This is a genomic window from Flavobacterium aestivum, assembly GCF_026870175.2.
Classification (GTDB): Bacteria; Bacteroidota; Bacteroidia; order Flavobacteriales; family Flavobacteriaceae; genus Flavobacterium; species Flavobacterium aestivum.
Genome location: NZ_CP113977.2, coordinates 1,777,159 through 1,792,641, shown reverse-complemented (window position 1 = coordinate 1,792,641; position 15,483 = coordinate 1,777,159). Strand labels below are relative to the sequence as shown.

General features: G+C 33.5%; 16 protein-coding genes and 4 tRNA genes. 2 read left to right on the top strand and 18 right to left on the bottom strand.

Annotated features, from left to right (window positions below):
* Positions 1 to 33 precede the first annotated feature (33 nt).
* The 12 genes from nusG to OZP08_RS07850 form a co-directional block, all read right to left on the bottom strand.
* On the bottom strand, positions 34 to 585 hold the full coding sequence (gene nusG / locus OZP08_RS07905) for a transcription termination/antitermination protein NusG (protein ID WP_281323409.1): 552 nt from the start codon (positions 583 to 585) through the stop codon (positions 34 to 36).
* Between the two features lie 8 nt (positions 586 to 593).
* On the bottom strand, positions 594 to 791 hold the full coding sequence (secE, locus tag OZP08_RS07900; RefSeq protein WP_116763649.1) for a preprotein translocase subunit SecE: 198 nt from the start codon (positions 789 to 791) through the stop codon (positions 594 to 596).
* An 18-nt stretch (positions 792 to 809) separates the two neighbouring features.
* Positions 810 to 880, bottom strand: a tRNA-Trp gene (locus OZP08_RS07895).
* A gap of 54 nt (positions 881 to 934) precedes the next feature.
* Positions 935 to 2,122 (bottom strand): elongation factor Tu, encoded by a 1,188-nt coding sequence (gene tuf / locus OZP08_RS07890; protein WP_268849072.1) that lies wholly within the window; start codon positions 2,120 to 2,122, stop codon positions 935 to 937.
* Between the two features lie 54 nt (positions 2,123 to 2,176).
* A tRNA-Thr gene (locus tag OZP08_RS07885) sits at positions 2,177 to 2,248 on the bottom strand.
* Positions 2,249 to 2,334: 86 nt separating this feature from the next.
* A tRNA-Tyr gene (locus OZP08_RS07880) sits at positions 2,335 to 2,415 on the bottom strand.
* A 121-nt stretch (positions 2,416 to 2,536) separates the two neighbouring features.
* Positions 2,537 to 2,610 (bottom strand) — tRNA-Thr (locus OZP08_RS07875).
* A gap of 90 nt (positions 2,611 to 2,700) precedes the next feature.
* Positions 2,701 to 3,003 (bottom strand): ribosome hibernation-promoting factor, HPF/YfiA family, encoded by a 303-nt coding sequence (hpf, locus tag OZP08_RS07870; RefSeq protein ID WP_281323408.1) that lies wholly within the window; start codon positions 3,001 to 3,003, stop codon positions 2,701 to 2,703.
* 35 nt (positions 3,004 to 3,038) lie between these two features.
* The gene (locus OZP08_RS07865) at positions 3,039 to 3,935 is read right to left on the bottom strand and encodes a tyrosine-type recombinase/integrase (RefSeq protein ID WP_281323407.1); all 897 of its coding nucleotides are present in this window, start codon (positions 3,933 to 3,935) and stop codon (positions 3,039 to 3,041) included.
* A gap of 71 nt (positions 3,936 to 4,006) precedes the next feature.
* The gene (gene rpsU / locus OZP08_RS07860) at positions 4,007 to 4,204 is read right to left on the bottom strand and encodes a 30S ribosomal protein S21 (protein ID WP_268849071.1); all 198 of its coding nucleotides are present in this window, start codon (positions 4,202 to 4,204) and stop codon (positions 4,007 to 4,009) included.
* Positions 4,205 to 4,348: 144 nt separating this feature from the next.
* Positions 4,349 to 5,491 carry an acyl-CoA dehydrogenase family protein gene (locus tag OZP08_RS07855; protein ID WP_281323600.1) on the bottom strand — a complete coding sequence of 381 codons (1,143 nt, stop codon included), beginning with the start codon at positions 5,489 to 5,491 and terminating at the stop codon, positions 4,349 to 4,351.
* Between the two features lie 17 nt (positions 5,492 to 5,508).
* Entirely contained in the window at positions 5,509 to 6,393 is an 885-nt protein-coding gene (locus OZP08_RS07850; protein WP_281323406.1) for a ComEA family DNA-binding protein, read from the bottom strand.
* Positions 6,394 to 6,647: 254 nt separating this feature from the next.
* Here OZP08_RS07850 and OZP08_RS07845 point away from each other — a divergent pair, with 254 nt between their 5' ends.
* On the top strand, positions 6,648 to 8,141 hold the full coding sequence (locus OZP08_RS07845; RefSeq protein ID WP_281323405.1) for an amino acid permease: 1,494 nt from the start codon (positions 6,648 to 6,650) through the stop codon (positions 8,139 to 8,141).
* A gap of 73 nt (positions 8,142 to 8,214) precedes the next feature.
* Here OZP08_RS07845 and OZP08_RS07840 read toward each other — a convergent pair whose 3' ends face one another.
* The 5 genes from OZP08_RS07840 to OZP08_RS07820 all read right to left on the bottom strand — a co-directional run bounded on the left by OZP08_RS07840 (position 8,215) and on the right by OZP08_RS07820 (position 13,817).
* Positions 8,215 to 8,442: a PspC domain-containing protein gene (locus tag OZP08_RS07840; protein WP_268849070.1), complete on the bottom strand. Its 228-nt coding sequence runs from the start codon at positions 8,440 to 8,442 to the stop codon at positions 8,215 to 8,217.
* A gap of 44 nt (positions 8,443 to 8,486) precedes the next feature.
* Entirely contained in the window at positions 8,487 to 9,758 is a 1,272-nt protein-coding gene (locus OZP08_RS07835) for a DUF2851 family protein (RefSeq protein WP_281323404.1), read from the bottom strand.
* Between the two features lie 137 nt (positions 9,759 to 9,895).
* The gene (locus OZP08_RS07830) at positions 9,896 to 10,378 is read right to left on the bottom strand and encodes a 3'-5' exonuclease (protein WP_268849069.1); all 483 of its coding nucleotides are present in this window, start codon (positions 10,376 to 10,378) and stop codon (positions 9,896 to 9,898) included.
* 74 nt (positions 10,379 to 10,452) lie between these two features.
* Complete coding sequence (locus tag OZP08_RS07825; protein ID WP_268849068.1) at positions 10,453 to 11,814, bottom strand: pyridoxal-phosphate dependent enzyme; 1,362 nt, start codon at positions 11,812 to 11,814, stop codon at positions 10,453 to 10,455.
* 47 nt (positions 11,815 to 11,861) lie between these two features.
* A complete protein-coding gene (locus OZP08_RS07820) occupies positions 11,862 to 13,817 on the bottom strand; it encodes a putative porin (RefSeq protein WP_281323403.1) in 1,956 nt (651 codons plus the stop codon).
* 195 nt (positions 13,818 to 14,012) lie between these two features.
* Between OZP08_RS07820 and rnhB the strand changes: the two genes are divergently transcribed.
* The gene (gene rnhB, locus OZP08_RS07815; protein WP_281323402.1) at positions 14,013 to 14,672 is read left to right on the top strand and encodes a ribonuclease HII; all 660 of its coding nucleotides are present in this window, start codon (positions 14,013 to 14,015) and stop codon (positions 14,670 to 14,672) included.
* 70 nt (positions 14,673 to 14,742) lie between these two features.
* On the opposite strand, the gene lipB is transcribed toward rnhB, so the two are convergent.
* Complete coding sequence (gene lipB, locus OZP08_RS07810) at positions 14,743 to 15,444, bottom strand: lipoyl(octanoyl) transferase LipB (RefSeq protein ID WP_281323401.1); 702 nt, start codon at positions 15,442 to 15,444, stop codon at positions 14,743 to 14,745.
* Positions 15,445 to 15,483 lie beyond the last annotated feature (39 nt).

Here is a 15,483-nt window from a genome sequence, read left to right as displayed (position 1 = left end):
CGATTGTGGTGGTTATTATAGATGTAACAAAAATTATACTTTTTCAACTTGCATAAAACTCAACTCTAATGGAGTTTTTCTTCCGAAAATCTTAACCATTACTTCAAGCTTACGCTTTTCTTCATTTATTTTTTCAACGGTACCATTAAATCCATTAAATGGACCATCAACAACCTTAATTGTTTCTCCAACGTTGAAAGGAATAGAACGAGTATCTGTATTTACAGCTAACTCATCTACTTTACCTAACATCCTATTTACTTCTGACATTCTAAGTGGCACAGGCTCTCCACCTTTTGTTTCACCTAAAAAACCAATAACGCTTGTTATAGACTTAATAATATGAGGTATTTCTCCAACTAGATTTGCCTCAATCATGACATAACCAGGAAAATAAACTTTATCCTTAGATGATTTTTTCCCGTCTTTTACAGTAACTACTTTTTCAGTAGGCACAAGAACCTGAGAAACATAATCCTCCATCCCAAGACGAGTAATTTCTGTTTCTATATAAGCTTTCACTTTATTTTCTTGTCCGCTTACCGCACGAACGACATACCATTTCTTTATATTATTATCTGCCATTACAAAAATTATGCTTTTATCCAGTTAAAAAACACAGCTAATGTTTTTGCAAAAACTTCATCTACTCCCCATGTTGCTAAAGCGAATACCACTGAAAAAACAGCAACAACAATCGTAAGACGTTGTACTTCAGCCCAAGCTGGCCAAGTTACATTTGATTTTAATTCTTCAAATGATTCCGATATGTAATTAACAACTTTTGTCATCGTGATTAGTTTATTTTGCACGGGCGGAGGGATTCGAACCCCCATCAACGGTTTTGGAGACCGCTATTCTACCCTTGAACTACGCCCGTAGTTAATAAGAACCAGTGCCGTTAAGCCGACACTGGCCTAGTATTATGCAGTAATTAGTCTACAATTTCAGTTACTTGTCCTGCACCTACAGTTCTACCACCCTCACGGATTGCAAAACGTAAACCAACGCTCATTGCGATTGGGCTTAACAAAGTAACATTGATAGTTAAGTTATCACCTGGCATTACCATCTCTACTCCTTCTGGTAAAGTAATAACTCCTGTTACGTCAGTTGTACGTACGTAGAACTGTGGACGGTAGTTATTGTGGAATGGAGTGTGACGTCCACCTTCTTCTTTTTTCAAGATATACACCTCAGCTTTGAAAGTAGCGTGTGGTTTAACAGATCCTGGCTTAATGATAACCATTCCTCTTTTGATAGATTCTTTATCAATACCTCTTAATAACAAACCTACGTTATCTCCAGCTTCACCTCTATCAAGGATTTTACGGAACATCTCAACTCCTGTAATAGTAGAAGTTAATTTTTCAGCTCCCATACCAATGATTTCAACAGCATCTCCTGTATTAGCAATACCAGTTTCGATACGACCTGTAGCAACAGTTCCACGACCTGTAATTGTAAATACGTCTTCAACTGGCATCAAGAATGGCTTATCAGTATCACGTACTGGCTCTTCAATCCAGTTATCAACTGCTTCCATCAATTCAAGAATTTTTGGTACCCAAGCAGCGTCATTATTCAATCCTCCTAAAGCAGAACCTTGAATAACTGGACAATTGTCTCCATCATATTCGTAGAAAGACAATAAGTCTCTGATTTCCATTTCAACTAACTCTAATAACTCAGCATCATCAACCATATCCACTTTGTTCATGAATACTACCATTCTAGGGATACCTACTTGACGACCTAAAAGGATGTGCTCACGTGTTTGTGGCATTGGTCCGTCAGTTGCAGCTACAACAAGGATAGCTCCATCCATTTGAGCAGCACCAGTAACCATGTTTTTTACGTAATCCGCGTGACCTGGACAGTCAACGTGTGCGTAGTGACGGTTAGCAGTTTCGTACTCAACGTGTGATGTATTAATTGTAATACCTCTTTCTTTTTCTTCAGGAGCATTATCAATTTGATCAAATGATTTTGCTTGACAGTAACCAGCATCAGATAACACTTTTGTGATTGCTGCTGTTAAAGTAGTTTTACCGTGATCTACGTGTCCGATCGTACCAATATTTAAGTGTGGTTTCGAACGGTTAAAGGTTTCTTTTGCCATTTTACTTAATTTTTAATCTAGTTTATATATTTATTTCAATTTCCTACTTACTTGAGCCAACTACGGGAATTGAACCCGTGACCTCTTCCTTACCAAGGAAGCACTCTACCCCTGAGCTAAGTCGGCAGAATCCTTGATTAAAGAGCTTAGATTTCTTATTTTAGTTTTTTTTCAATCTTAAATCCAAAATCCGCAATCTAAATTAATTCTTGTGGGGAGAGCAGGATTCGAACCTGCGAAGTTCACACAGCAGATTTACAGTCTGCCCTCGTTGGCCGCTTGAGTATCTCCCCAAATAATTTATGATTTTCAGAATTACGATTTTAAATTAAAATTCAAAACCAATACTCACAATCACAAATCAAAACTTTTTTATCTACAATTCAGAAAATCTAAAATTTTCAATCTCTTTAGAGCCGATAGAGGGACTCGAACCCACGACCTGCTGATTACAAATCAGCTGCTCTAGCCAGCTGAGCTACATCGGCGTTATCAATAAAAAAAGTCCGCTATTTCTAACGGACTGCAAATGTAGAGATTTTATCTTCTAATCAAAACATTTTTTGAAAAAATTTTCATTAAATATGTGTTCTTAACTTTTCTTTACGTTTTACCAGCAATCTTTCTATAGATTCCGCTGCCTGATCTGTAGCCTCTTCAAAGGTTTTACACTGCTTTTTTACCAAAAAATCATCTCCAGGAACATTAATCTTCATTTCAACTATTTTATTTTCCTTATCACTTGTCTTTTCAACTTTTAAAAAAACATCCGAAGACACTACTCTATCATAATATTTCTCCAATCTATCCATTCTATCTTGAACGAAATCTACTAGCTTTTTATCAACAGTAAAGTTAACTGCATGAACATTTACCTTCATAATCAATCTTTTTTAATGGTTAAACTTTTTTCGAATCATTTTTTATTTCTAGGATGCGCATCCTGATACACTTTTTTAAGTTCTAACAAACTACTATGTGTATATATTTGAGTGGACGCTAAACTTGAGTGTCCTAACAATTCTTTCACTGAATTTAGATCAGCTCCGTTATTTAATAAGTGAGTTGCGAATGTATGTCTTAAAATATGCGGGCTTTTTTTCACCTTTTCTGAGACAGTACTAAAGTATGAATTTATTAATCGATACACAAAAGAATCACTTAATTTTAACCCTTTTTTTGTGAGAAATAAATATTCCTGATCAACGATACATTCCAAATTAATTCTTTCCTTATTGTACAACAATAACTGTTTTACAACAACAGGCAAAACAGGAAGTACCCTCTCTTTATTTCTCTTTCCAAGCACCTTAATTGTATTATTATACAAATTCACATCTGCACATTTCAGATGTATCAGCTCCGTTCTACGCATGCCTGTAGTATAAAACAAATCAATAATAAGCCTATCCCTCACTTCCTGAAAGCCGCTCAACTCACCTACCCAATCTAAAACATCGACCAATTCTTTTTCCGAAAAAGGGATTTGCAGTTTTTTTGGAACTTTTAAAGCTTTATGCTTTAACAACGGACTAACTTCAATTTGTTTTGTTTTCAATAGAAATTTATAAAACGCTTTTAGGGAAGCAATTTTTCTATTTACCGTGACATTAGAAACTGAATCATCAACAAGTGAAACGATCCAACTTCTAATTTGACTATAACTTACCTTATCTATGCTTTCTTGCTGAAAAAACTCCTTATTAAACGACTCGAAGTAAGCGATGTCATTTAAATAAGCATTTATAGTATGTGAAGAATATTTTTTTTCTAATTGCAGATAATCTCTAAATGCATCTTTATTTGTAGCCATAAAAAAACCGTTAGCATCAAAGTTATGAAACTTTAATCACTAACGGCAATTTATTTTTAATAGAATTTCGACTAGATATTTTCTAAACTATCTTTCAAGTTTTGAATATAAGCCGCTTTTTGGAATTTCATTCTATTGATAACTGATGGCTTAATAAAAGCAGTACGCGCTCTTAATTGTCTTACAGTTCCAGTTTTATCGAATTTTCTTTTATAGCGCTTAAGTGCTCTATCGATATTTTCTCCGTCTTTAATTGGTATAATTAACATAATTTTATCACCCCCTTTCGTTAAGTGCGCAAAAGTAAAAAATAATTATGAATTATGAGTTATAAATTATTAATTATTTTAGCAAAAAAAAACAAGCTACAACTTCCTGTTCCTTGGTTCTTCCTTCTGAAATTCTAAACTCCTTTAACTTTTCAATATATTCCTAGATATTACTACTTTTTGGATTTCGGTAGTTCCCTCGCCTATAGTACATAATTTTGAATCTCTATAGAATTTCTCTACAGGATAATCTTTAGTATATCCATAACCACCATGTATCTGTATTGCTTCATTAGCCACTTTCACACAAACCTCTGATGCGTACATTTTTGCCATTGCTCCTATTGTAGTCATTGGCTTGTGTTGCTCTTTCAAGAAAGCTGCTTTGTGCAATAACAACTCTGACGCTTCTATTTCTGTAGCCATATCAGCTAATTTAAACGATATCCCTTGAAACTCACAAATAGGCTGTCCAAACTGATGTCTTTCCTTAGAATATTTCAAAGCGGCTTCGTAAGCTCCTTTTGCAATCCCTAACGACAGCGCTCCTATTGAAATTCGGCCACCATCTAGAATTTTCATAGCCTGAATAAATCCTTGACCTACTTCCCCTAACCTATTGGCATCTGGTATTCTGCAATTATCAAAAATCAATTCGGCTGTTTCACTAGCACGCATTCCTAATTTATTCTCTTTTTTACCGGATGTAAATCCTGGCATTCCTTTTTCGAGAACAAAAGCAGTCATACCTTTAGAATCACCTTTCTCGCCAGTACGTACAATTACTACGGCAATATCACCAGAAATGGCATGTGTAATAAAGTTTTTAGCACCGTTTACTACCCAATGATCTCCATCCTTTACCGCTGTTGTATTCATCCCGCCAGCATCAGATCCTGTATTGTGCTCTGTTAATCCCCATGCTCCGATGTGTTCAGCTGTTGCTAATTTAGGAATCCATTTTTTCTTTTGTTCTTCGTTACCAAAAGTTAAAATATGATTTGTGCATAATGAGTTATGAGCCGCAACAGACAATCCTATAGAAGGATCTACTTTCGAAATCTCTTCTACAACGGTAATATACTCATGATAACCTAATCCTGAACCTCCCAATTCTTCGGGTACTAAAACACCCATAAATCCCATTTCTCCAAGCTTCTTAAATAAAGAGATTGGAAAGATTTGTGCTTCATCCCACTCCATTATAAAAGGTCTTATATTTTTTTCAGCAAAGTCTCTTATAGATTGCGCTATTAAAGATTGTGTTTCGTTGTAATCAAAATTCATCATAAATGTCTTTTATATTAAAAGTCCAAATATAAGGCAATAAAATTTGCTTTTTCAACAGGAAAGCCGTTAATTTTTATCAAATCCTCAATATTTTTAAAATCACCGTTCATGCTTCTGTATTTTACAATCTGTTTTGCCAAGTCGTATTTGAAATAAAAAAAACGAGAAAGTTCTTTTAATGACGCATTGTTTATGTCTATTTTATTCAAATTAGGAAGCTTCGTAATAGCAAAATGAGTATTTAAATTTATAATAACTTCCGGAGATAATCCCCAAACATCTTTAAGCTGTTCCATGGAAACAAAACCGCCTAATTTTTCTTTTTGATTTAAAATCCGAACCGAAATTGCTTCTCCTATTCCGAATATTTTAATCAAATCCTCTTTTGTAGCCAAATTGATATCCGTTTGAACTATTTTTTCTTTTTTAGCAAAAGCTGTATTTGAAAAATCTTTATATTCTTTAAAATCTTTTTTACGGTTTACCCAATCCGGGAATTTAAAATAAGGAGCTATTATATTCAACAATGAATCTGAAACCTTTGTTACGTCTTGAAATTCTTTGGCTGAATTAACAAATTTGTTATTTTTTCTAAATGCAAGAAGCCTATCTATCTCCTGAACCGACATTCCGAGCTTGTATCCTTTATAGTCCGAAATAAAATTAGGATTAAAAGAATGCGTTCTAGACGACTTATTACTACTCTCAAATTTTGCAATATCAATTTCAGATTGCAGAGAAAGCCATTTCTCTTTATCAGGATATTTTTTTTGAATCACATTAAAATCAACAAAATAATAAACCAATTGAAGCGTAACTATAATTCCAAACAAAATCATTAATCCCTTGCGTTGTTCTCTTGTAAATTTAAAATAATCTTTAATTGTATTGACTGCCATTCTTTAACTATTTTTTTAAATTGAATATTTGAAATCTAAAATAGAGAATAAACACATAAAAACTATTTGTTTTATAAGAAAAATAATAATTATTAATTCTCTCTGAAAGCCATTTTTTCAAATGAATACTTTCATATTTATGAACAAAAAAGCAGCAGAATCATTAATTTACTGATTAAATGAAATTATAATTTTTATTTTTTATAAAAAAAAACAATACATTTGGCACTTAATAACATTAAACCATAAAAACCATGTCTATTTGGAAAAGAAAACCATTAGCCCAACTATTAGCAGAAGCTGCCGATTCTGAAAAAGGATTAAAGAGAACATTAACCGCTTGGTCATTAATTGCACTAGGAATAGGAGCTATTATTGGAGCTGGACTATTTGTAAGAACAGCTACAGCTGCAGCACAAAGTGCTGGGCCATCTGTAACCATAGCATTTGTTGTTGCCGCTATTGGTTGTGCTTTAGCAGGATTATGTTACGCTGAACTTTCTTCTTCTATTCCAATTTCAGGTAGTGCTTATACTTACACTTATGCTACAATGGGTGAATTTCTAGCTTGGATTATTGGTTGGGATTTAATACTTGAATATGCTGTAGGTGCTGCAACAGTAGGAATTGCATGGAGTGAATATCTTAATAATTTACTGATCAACGTACTCCACGTAAGCCCTATTCCATTTGAATTTTCGCACTCTCCATTTCAAAAAATGGTCGATCCGGTAACACATCAAGTAACGCACGGAATTATCAACTTACCTGCTTTATTTATTGTTGGAATTATCAGCCTTATTTTAATAAAAGGAATACAAGAATCAGCATTTATAAACGGAATCATTGTGATTGTTAAAGTTGCAATTGTAGTATTAATTATCGTTCTTGGATGGCAATTTATCAACCCTGAAAATCATAAACCATATATTCCTGCACCATCTATTTTTACTGATGAACATGGAGTAGGTCATAGTTTTGGCGGAGTTATGGGTATATTAGGAGCTGCTGGTACTGTTTTCTTTGCCTTCATTGGTTTTGATGCTGTAAGTACAGCTGCACAAGAAACTATAAATCCTAAAAAGAATATGCCTATTGGAATCTTGGGATCTTTAGCTATATGTACCGTTTTATACATCCTTTTTGGTCATGTATTAACAGGTCTTGAGCCAGTAGAATTTTTCAGAACTGACGGTAAAGAAGCTTCTGTTGCAAATGCAATTATAGGTGCTATGGGAGCTAGCTACAATTGGCTTGCACAATTTGTTACTGTTGCAATTTTAGCAGGATTCTCATCTGTTATTTTAGTGATGTTATTAGGACAGTCTAGAGTTTTTTATTCTATGGGTAAAGATGGTTTATTGCCAAAAATGTTCAGTGATTTACATCCTACATACAAAACTCCATACAAAGCAAATCTTTGTATTTTAGTAATCGTTGGAGCTTTTGCTGCTTTTGTACCTGGAGACATTGTAGGTGACATGACTAGTATCGGAACCTTATTTGCTTTTGTTCTTGTATGTATTTCTGTAATTGTTTTGAGAAAAAGAGAACCTAATATGGTTAGAGAATTCAAAACCCCTCTTGTTCCATTTGTGCCTCTTTTAGGTGTATTTGTATGTTGCGCCATGATGTACGGTTTAGGCTGGACTAACTGGTTAAGGCTTTTTGCTTGGATGGCTTTAGGGATTGTTTTCTATTTCTCTTATGGAAAGAAAAACAGCGCATTAAATAATTCAGAAGAATAAATTTAATCAGCATAAAAAAAAGGGATTTTAAAGTTTAACTTTAAAATCCCTTTTTTTTATGTTTTAAAAATAATTACAAATCAAAAACAGAAGTCCTTTTCGCCCGAATTAAATCTTTGAGCCGTATCCAAAAAGCCAATGTAAGATAGACTCCAAATCCTAATCCTGCTGTAACAAAAGATATATAAATAAAAAACAAACGTACACTTGTTACTCGCATTCCCAATTTATCAGCCAATCGTGATGATACATGGAAACCGTATTTTTCTAAAAAATATTTTAATTTAATAACTGCTCTCATAAACTTCTATTTCTCTTAAGAGTTGGACAAAATTAAACAAAATTCTAATTACTTTTCAGCAACTCCATTCCGATAGCACAATCTAAACATTTATTCTTGCTGCAATATTCATTCTTCAGTTGTAAAAGAGATTGGGTTTCAAACGCATTTTTAGCCTTTATTCCAAAGAAATTAAATTTTTCTATAATCGAATTCTTTTCAGGCTCAACATCATTTAAAATCGCTATTAAGTCTTCAGAAACTTCCTTTCCTTGACTTTTTGCGTATGCAAATTGAAGCGGCAAGACCGTATTTAAAACAAGTAAATCAATAAAGGATTTGGATAAAGTTTTCTTTTTCTTGAAGCTCACTTTGTCAAATTGATAATGAGTTTGCCAATACAAAGCTACCGAAACCTGAAAGACTTCATAAAAAGCTTCTATAGAATTTAAGTCACTTATTTTAGAAAATAAATTTTGCTGTTTATGATATAAATTCGCTAATTGAGAAAGTCGAATCGTTGGGAAATTATCGGGACGGTGTTTAAAAAACTGAACGGGTTCAATGCAACTTTTCTCTATTTGATATTTATGAAGCAAATAGTAATATCTAAATTTTAAATCCTTAAAATAATTATCTTCTTTCTCTACATCTAATAATCCTGCAGAACCAAATAGTAAAGCTTCTAAGTTTTCAACCTCAAAACATTCTTTTCTAATTACAGAAAACGGAATAGATTGAGCTATTTTGAGAAATACCTCTCCATTGGTATTCAAACCAAAATTCTTTGCTAAAAGACAAAACAAAATCGCTTCCCAATCATTATTGGTTGATTTTAACAAATCTAGAATAGGTTTTGATTTTCTTTCCAAACGCTCAAAAAACAAGCGCTCCTGCCAATTTATTAATGTAAATTGTGGAATTTCTTTTAGCTGTTTTTCGCAAAAAATCCAAGATTTTGGAGATAGCAATTTTTGGTAATTATTTAAAACCTCAGTACTAACATAATTTTTGAGCTCAAGAACGGGGATCTCAGTATTATTATTTCTGTAAATCTCAGAATCGTGTTCCCAAACTACATGTAGAATTACATTTTCATATCCTGGGTCTTTCTCATGATGGTGTACATACCAATCAGACGATTTTAGGTGAATTTCTACATTTCCTGCCCATTTTTGATTTCCAATAGTAATTTGGGCATTGAAAAAATCTGGCCCTGCCAATTCTAAATATTGTCCCACATTACTTATAATGATTTCCTCCTGATTGCAAGTTTTAAGATTCAAAGTATCAAACTTTTTGAATTTCCAGAGGTAGTGAAGAAAATCTTCTTTCATATTTTTTTTAGATAATAGATAAAAAGATGAGAAAATAGACTCATCACAAAAACTAAAATACTAAAAAAATCAACAACTTATCTTACAAAATAAAAAAAACTTGCTCGACAATATTAAAAAAGAGTATGCTTGAAAAACTATTTCAATAAATATAATTTAGCACATGCTCGAGCATCCGATAAAGCTTCGTGATGATTCAGTTGAATTTGCATGGCTCTGCAGCAGTCGCTTAAAGTAGTAGGCTTTAAACCTTTGGATTTGTATATTTTTACGGTACATTCCCAACGGGAACCAATATTTAAATCCTTGTAGTTCAAACCATAAAGTGCCATTGATTTAGACAAAACATTACGATCGAAGCTCTCATTGTGCGCTACAACAACTCTGTTTTGAAGTCTTTTTTGAATTTCAGGAAATACTTCTACAAACGATTTAGCATTTACTGTATCCTTAGGATAAATTCCATGTACTCGTATCGTATAGGGATTGTACTCATTATTGGGTGGTTTGATTAAGGTTACAAACTCATCAACAATAACTCCATTCTCAACGGTAACAATACCAACGGAACACGGATGATAAGCGGTTGCAGTTTCAAAATCTATAGCGGTAAACGTCATGAGATTTTTAGATTATAGATTCAAAAAAAAGATTGGGATTCTATACAAGCTATAAAATCCCAATTCAAATAAACTTATTTCATCGACCCGATGATATCGTGTTTGGTAATAATGTGGTGATGTCCGTTTCCTAAATCGACCAATACAGCGTCATTCTCTTTCGTAAACAATTTATATAATTCATCTACCGAAGTACCTAATTTCACTATAGGAAATGGTTTCCCCATAACTTCCTTGATTGGTTTATCGGCTACATTTTTATCAGCTACATAACTACGGAATAAATCACTTTCATCAACTGATCCTACAAATCCTGTAACATCGATTACCGGAATCTGAGATATTTTATATTTACGCATTCTTTCGATTGCATGCGATACCAATTCTTCTGTACGTACAATTACCAATGGTTTATCGATATGATCTTTGATAACATCTTCGGCCTTAGTAATATCATCTTCCAAGAATCCTCTTTCTCTCATCCAATCGTCATTGAACATTTTACCAACATAACGACTTCCTGAATCATGAAACAATACCACAACAACATCATCTGGCTTAAAATGCTCTTTAAGCTGTAGCAATCCTTTTACGGCTGCTCCTGCTGAATTCCCAACAAATATTCCTTCCTCGAGTGCAATTTTTCTAGTATAAACTGCAGCGTCTTTATCAGTCACTTTAGTGAACCCATCGATTAAAGAAAAGTCAACATTCTTTGGTAGAATATCTTCTCCAATTCCTTCTGTGATGTATGAGTAAATTTCATTTTCATCAAAAATCCCTGTCTCGTGGTATTTTTTAAATACTGACCCATAAGTATCTATTCCCCAGATTTTTATGTTTGGATTTTTCTCTTTCAAGTATTTTCCAACACCAGAAATCGTTCCTCCAGTACCTACTCCTACTACAAAATGAGTTATTTTACCTTCTGTTTGCTTCCAAATTTCAGGTCCTGTTTGCTCGTAATGTGCTAATGCATTAGACAAATTATCGTATTGATTAACATACCAAGAATTTGGTGTTTCTTCTGCCAATCTTTTAGAAACTGAATAATACGAACGTGGATCTGTTGGCTCCACATCGGTAGGACAAACTACCACTTTGGCACCTACCGCACGAAGAATATCCATTTTCTCTTTAGATTGCTTATCAGAGATCACACAAATTAATTTGTATCCTTTGATAATCGCCACTAGCGCCAAGCCCATTCCTGTATTTCCAGAAGTTCCTTCAATTATGGTTCCTCCTGGTTTTAATCTTCCATCAGCTTCAGCATCTTCAATCATTTTTACCGCCATACGGTCTTTTACCGAATTACCAGGATTGAAAGTCTCAACTTTCGCCAATACCAAAGCTTCGATTCCGTCTACCACTTTATTGAGTTTTACCAAAGGTGTATTCCCAATAGTTCCTAATATATTTTCTGAGTACTGCATTATGTGGTTATTTTAAAATTATAATAATAAATGCCTGTGGCATTGAATTAATTAAAGAAGTTCCATACTAATCCAAAACGGATTAAGAAATCACGGTATGGATAATCTGGTGCTGAAAAATAATTATTCTTTGAAAAAAGTGAATTAAAATGTTCTGCTTTTAAATAAATTCGGGTTCTTTGAATTTTAGTATTTATAAAGAAATCTAGATTTGGATAATTTCCTATTTTCACTCTATCCTGAACGAAAAACTCTCCTATCAACGGATTATAACTATCACTATAATAGTTGGTAAAGTAATTCAACTCAACACCCGTTTGAAAAAACAGTTTTTTTGTAAAAAAATAATCCGAATAGTACAATGTGTTTCTAGTCACAAATTCCGGAACATTCAAAATAGAATTTGATTGTTCTACCTTTTGAAATAATAAAGTATTATCTAATGCCCATTTACCAAACACAAACTCTTTGGCTACCTTTAGCGAAGCATAATTAATCACATTACCATATTGAGCTGGTGCCACAATTTGCTTGCCTTCATTTCTTTCTGTCTCAGTAGTAATATCTGCAAAATACAAATGATCTTTTATCGAATTCAACTGTAAGGAAAGTGAAACCCATTTTGTAGTTGCATTAACACTAATGGCATTAATTTTCTCATTCTGAAAATCATTTGACCAATTGTAGGCTTTATAACTACTCTGATATAAATCATAATTATTGTTTGGCAATTTATTCATGTTTTGATATCTAAATGAAATTTGATTTTCATCATTAATATCATACTGAGCTGATGCATCCAGGTTTGATAAATTTTGATCCGTTACTGACTTAGAATATAAAAACTTACCATTCCATTTGTCTTTTCTATAATTATACTGTCCTCCTACTGTGTTTATGGTTTGACTTAACAAGTTTGGCACAACCTTATCACTAAAATATAATATCTTATTATAGTAGTAATTAGAACGTAAATCATCTACAAAAAAAGTAAAAGCACCCAAAGTCGTATTTTCATAAACTAACCCTGCTTTGTTGTACATTTTATTGTATTTCGTCTTATCATTTATACCGCTAGTCACAAAAGATTCACCGTAACGAAACACCTGTTTGCCTCCAACTGTAGATGCTATTGTTTGCTGCGCATAATCAAAGTGTATGTTCTCATAATTAAATTGTTCAGTCACATATAAATTATTGGCTCCTTTCTTTTTGTTTACTCTAAAAGCCTGATCTACAAAAACACGGTTTCCTTTTAGTAAAGACATTGCATCTTCAAAATAAACGCCAAGTCTGGCTCTATTGTCAAAAGAGGAATCACCACTTTCAAAATCACTTACTGAACTAATCCCTCCATTCTCTTCATTCTGAATCTTCTGAGAAGTATAATGTGCATTAGCAATATAACGTCCATCCTTAGTATTATAGCTCGTTGTGAATCTAAAATTCCCGGTTCTAGCCTCTTGGTTTATGTATCTTCCCTCGGATCTTAATGCTCTATACGCTATAGAAAAATTTAATCTTGGAGAAGTATTCAAAGTAAAATAAGAATCAGCAGATTGTCCTCTTTGTATCGTAGTTTTAAAATACAACTCGGTTACTGGAGTGGCCACATTAGCATATTTAATCTCATTGGCTTTGATGTAATTAAATTGTTTTGCCGTAAAACCAAATTCAGGATATGGTGAAAATCCATTTATACCATATTGCAACGTATTATAGGTTTGTCCCACATTGGTAAAACGCAAAAGACCAAAAATATCTTTCCTTAAATAATTATAACTATACTCTTTTTTTATAGACTGGGTTGTATCTATATAAGTTGTATCCCGATCTACCGAAATAAACTGATACATATCTAGAGTTGCAACGGGTGCTTTTTTCTTCTTTACAGAGTCCGTAGCATTGTATTTGCTATTATAATCTATTTCTTTAGCACTATTTACTTGAGAAAATAGGAGAATTGGGAAAGCTAAAAAAAATAAAGAAAAGAAAATTCTCATTTGAAAAAATTATAATTAGGCAATTATTTTACTGATATATTGAGCAAAGGTAAAGGATAAAAACGTATAAATAAAAAAACACTTCAAATTATGCGTTAGGCAGTAAACTGTAAGCAATAAGCTTTACCTACAGCTTACTGCCTATTGCCTATAGCAAAAAAAATCGCAATATTTGCCACTCGAAAAGATTTCAATATGCTTCTAAATAATTTTTCCTCTTTCCTGCTTGAAACCGGTACTGATGAAGCGGGACGTGGCTGTCTTGCTGGCCCAGTAACAGCTGCTGCTGTGATTTTACCATTAGATTTTAAAAACACCATCCTAAACGACAGTAAGCAATTATCCGAAAAAGCGAGAGAAAAACTCAGACCCATTATAGAACAAGAAGCCATTACATTTGCTGTTACCCATTTGCATCCGAATGAAATTGATGAAATAAACATTCTAAACGCATCGATGAAGGGAATGCAGGAATGTGTCTTGAAATTAACTCAAACCCCTGAATTTATTATCGTAGACGGCAACCGTTCTTTGAATGCCAAATTGGGTTTGAAAAACAGTTTCGGAAAAAAATTCTCTAAAGCCGAAATAGAATTACTGAAATCTATTCCGAACCAAAGTATTATAAAAGGTGATTCTAAATACTTGAGTATTGCCGCTGCATCCGTTCTGGCAAAAACCTATCGTGATGAATACATGGACAAAATTCACGAGGAATTCCCAATGTACAATTGGAAAAAGAACAAAGGCTATCCCACACAAGAACACCGTGATGCTATCCAAAAATATGGCACCACAAAATACCACCGAATGAGTTTTAGATTATTGCCTGAGCAGTTAAAATTGGATTTTTAGGCTTTTAGATTGTTGGATTATTAGATTTTTCGAAAAATCTAACGATCTAATAATCCCTTTATTAATCCAACTATCGAACAATCGAGCATTCAAACAAATCCGAGAAATGCTTCAAGATTTTTTCTTTCACTTCTTGCTCATTCACTTTTTCGACACCAAGCTCTACATTAAGCGAAGTAACTGCTTTGCCACGAATTCCGCATGGAATGATATTATCAAAATAGCCCAAGTCGGCATTGACATTTAGAGCAAAACCATGCATCGTTACCCAACGCGAAGCGCGAACACCCATCGCACAAATTTTTCGGGCAAATGGTGTTCCTACTCCAAGCCAAACTCCAGTTTCACCGTCACTTCGTCCGCATTCCAAACCATATTCCTGCAATGTCAGGATAATAGCTTCTTCCAGCAAACGCAAGTATTTATGAATATCCGAAAAGAAATTTTCTAAGTCCAGAATAGGATAACCCACAATCTGTCCAGGCCCGTGGTACGTTATATCCCCACCTCTGTTGATTTTATAGAAAGTAGCACCTTTGGCTTCTAATTGTTTTTCGGACAAAAGCAAATTACTTAAATCACCACTTTTACCTAGAGTATACACATGTGGATGTTCTACAAACAAAAAATAGTTAGGTGTAGGAATAGTTGTTTCTTCCCTCCTGTTTTGAATCTTCAAATCCACGATTCCTTTAAACAGTTCTTCCTGGTATTCCCAAGTTGCTTTATAATCTTTATTTCCTAAATCTTGAAGTTGGATTTTTTTGTTCATTTTATTTCTTTGAAACGCAAAGTTACAAAGGTTTTTTTA

What these genes read in the sequence shown, in the direction of transcription:
- OZP08_RS07825 (WP_268849068.1), bottom strand. Translation starts at nt 11,814, where the DNA reads ATGCAGTACTCAGAAAATATATTAGGAACTATTGGGAATACACCTTTG.
- OZP08_RS07830 (WP_268849069.1), bottom strand. Translation starts at nt 10,378, where the DNA reads ATGACGTTTACCGCTATAGATTTTGAAACTGCAACCGCTTATCATCCG.
- OZP08_RS07820 (WP_281323403.1), bottom strand. Translation starts at nt 13,817, where the DNA reads ATGAGAATTTTCTTTTCTTTATTTTTTTTAGCTTTCCCAATTCTCCTA.
- nusG (WP_281323409.1), bottom strand. Translation starts at nt 585, where the DNA reads ATGGCAGATAATAATATAAAGAAATGGTATGTCGTTCGTGCGGTAAGC.
- tuf (WP_268849072.1), bottom strand. Translation starts at nt 2,122, where the DNA reads ATGGCAAAAGAAACCTTTAACCGTTCGAAACCACACTTAAATATTGGT.
- rnhB (WP_281323402.1), top strand. Translation starts at nt 14,013, where the DNA reads ATGCTTCTAAATAATTTTTCCTCTTTCCTGCTTGAAACCGGTACTGAT.
- OZP08_RS07835 (WP_281323404.1), bottom strand. Translation starts at nt 9,758, where the DNA reads ATGAAAGAAGATTTTCTTCACTACCTCTGGAAATTCAAAAAGTTTGAT.
- OZP08_RS07855 (WP_281323600.1), bottom strand. Translation starts at nt 5,491, where the DNA reads ATGAATTTTGATTACAACGAAACACAATCTTTAATAGCGCAATCTATA.
- lipB (WP_281323401.1), bottom strand. Translation starts at nt 15,444, where the DNA reads ATGAACAAAAAAATCCAACTTCAAGATTTAGGAAATAAAGATTATAAA.
- secE (WP_116763649.1), bottom strand. Translation starts at nt 791, where the DNA reads ATGACAAAAGTTGTTAATTACATATCGGAATCATTTGAAGAATTAAAA.
- OZP08_RS07840 (WP_268849070.1), bottom strand. Translation starts at nt 8,442, where the DNA reads ATGAGAGCAGTTATTAAATTAAAATATTTTTTAGAAAAATACGGTTTC.
- hpf (WP_281323408.1), bottom strand. Translation starts at nt 3,003, where the DNA reads ATGAAGGTAAATGTTCATGCAGTTAACTTTACTGTTGATAAAAAGCTA.
- OZP08_RS07865 (WP_281323407.1), bottom strand. Translation starts at nt 3,935, where the DNA reads ATGGCTACAAATAAAGATGCATTTAGAGATTATCTGCAATTAGAAAAA.
- OZP08_RS07845 (WP_281323405.1), top strand. Translation starts at nt 6,648, where the DNA reads ATGTCTATTTGGAAAAGAAAACCATTAGCCCAACTATTAGCAGAAGCT.
- rpsU (WP_268849071.1), bottom strand. Translation starts at nt 4,204, where the DNA reads ATGTTAATTATACCAATTAAAGACGGAGAAAATATCGATAGAGCACTT.
- OZP08_RS07850 (WP_281323406.1), bottom strand. Translation starts at nt 6,393, where the DNA reads ATGGCAGTCAATACAATTAAAGATTATTTTAAATTTACAAGAGAACAA.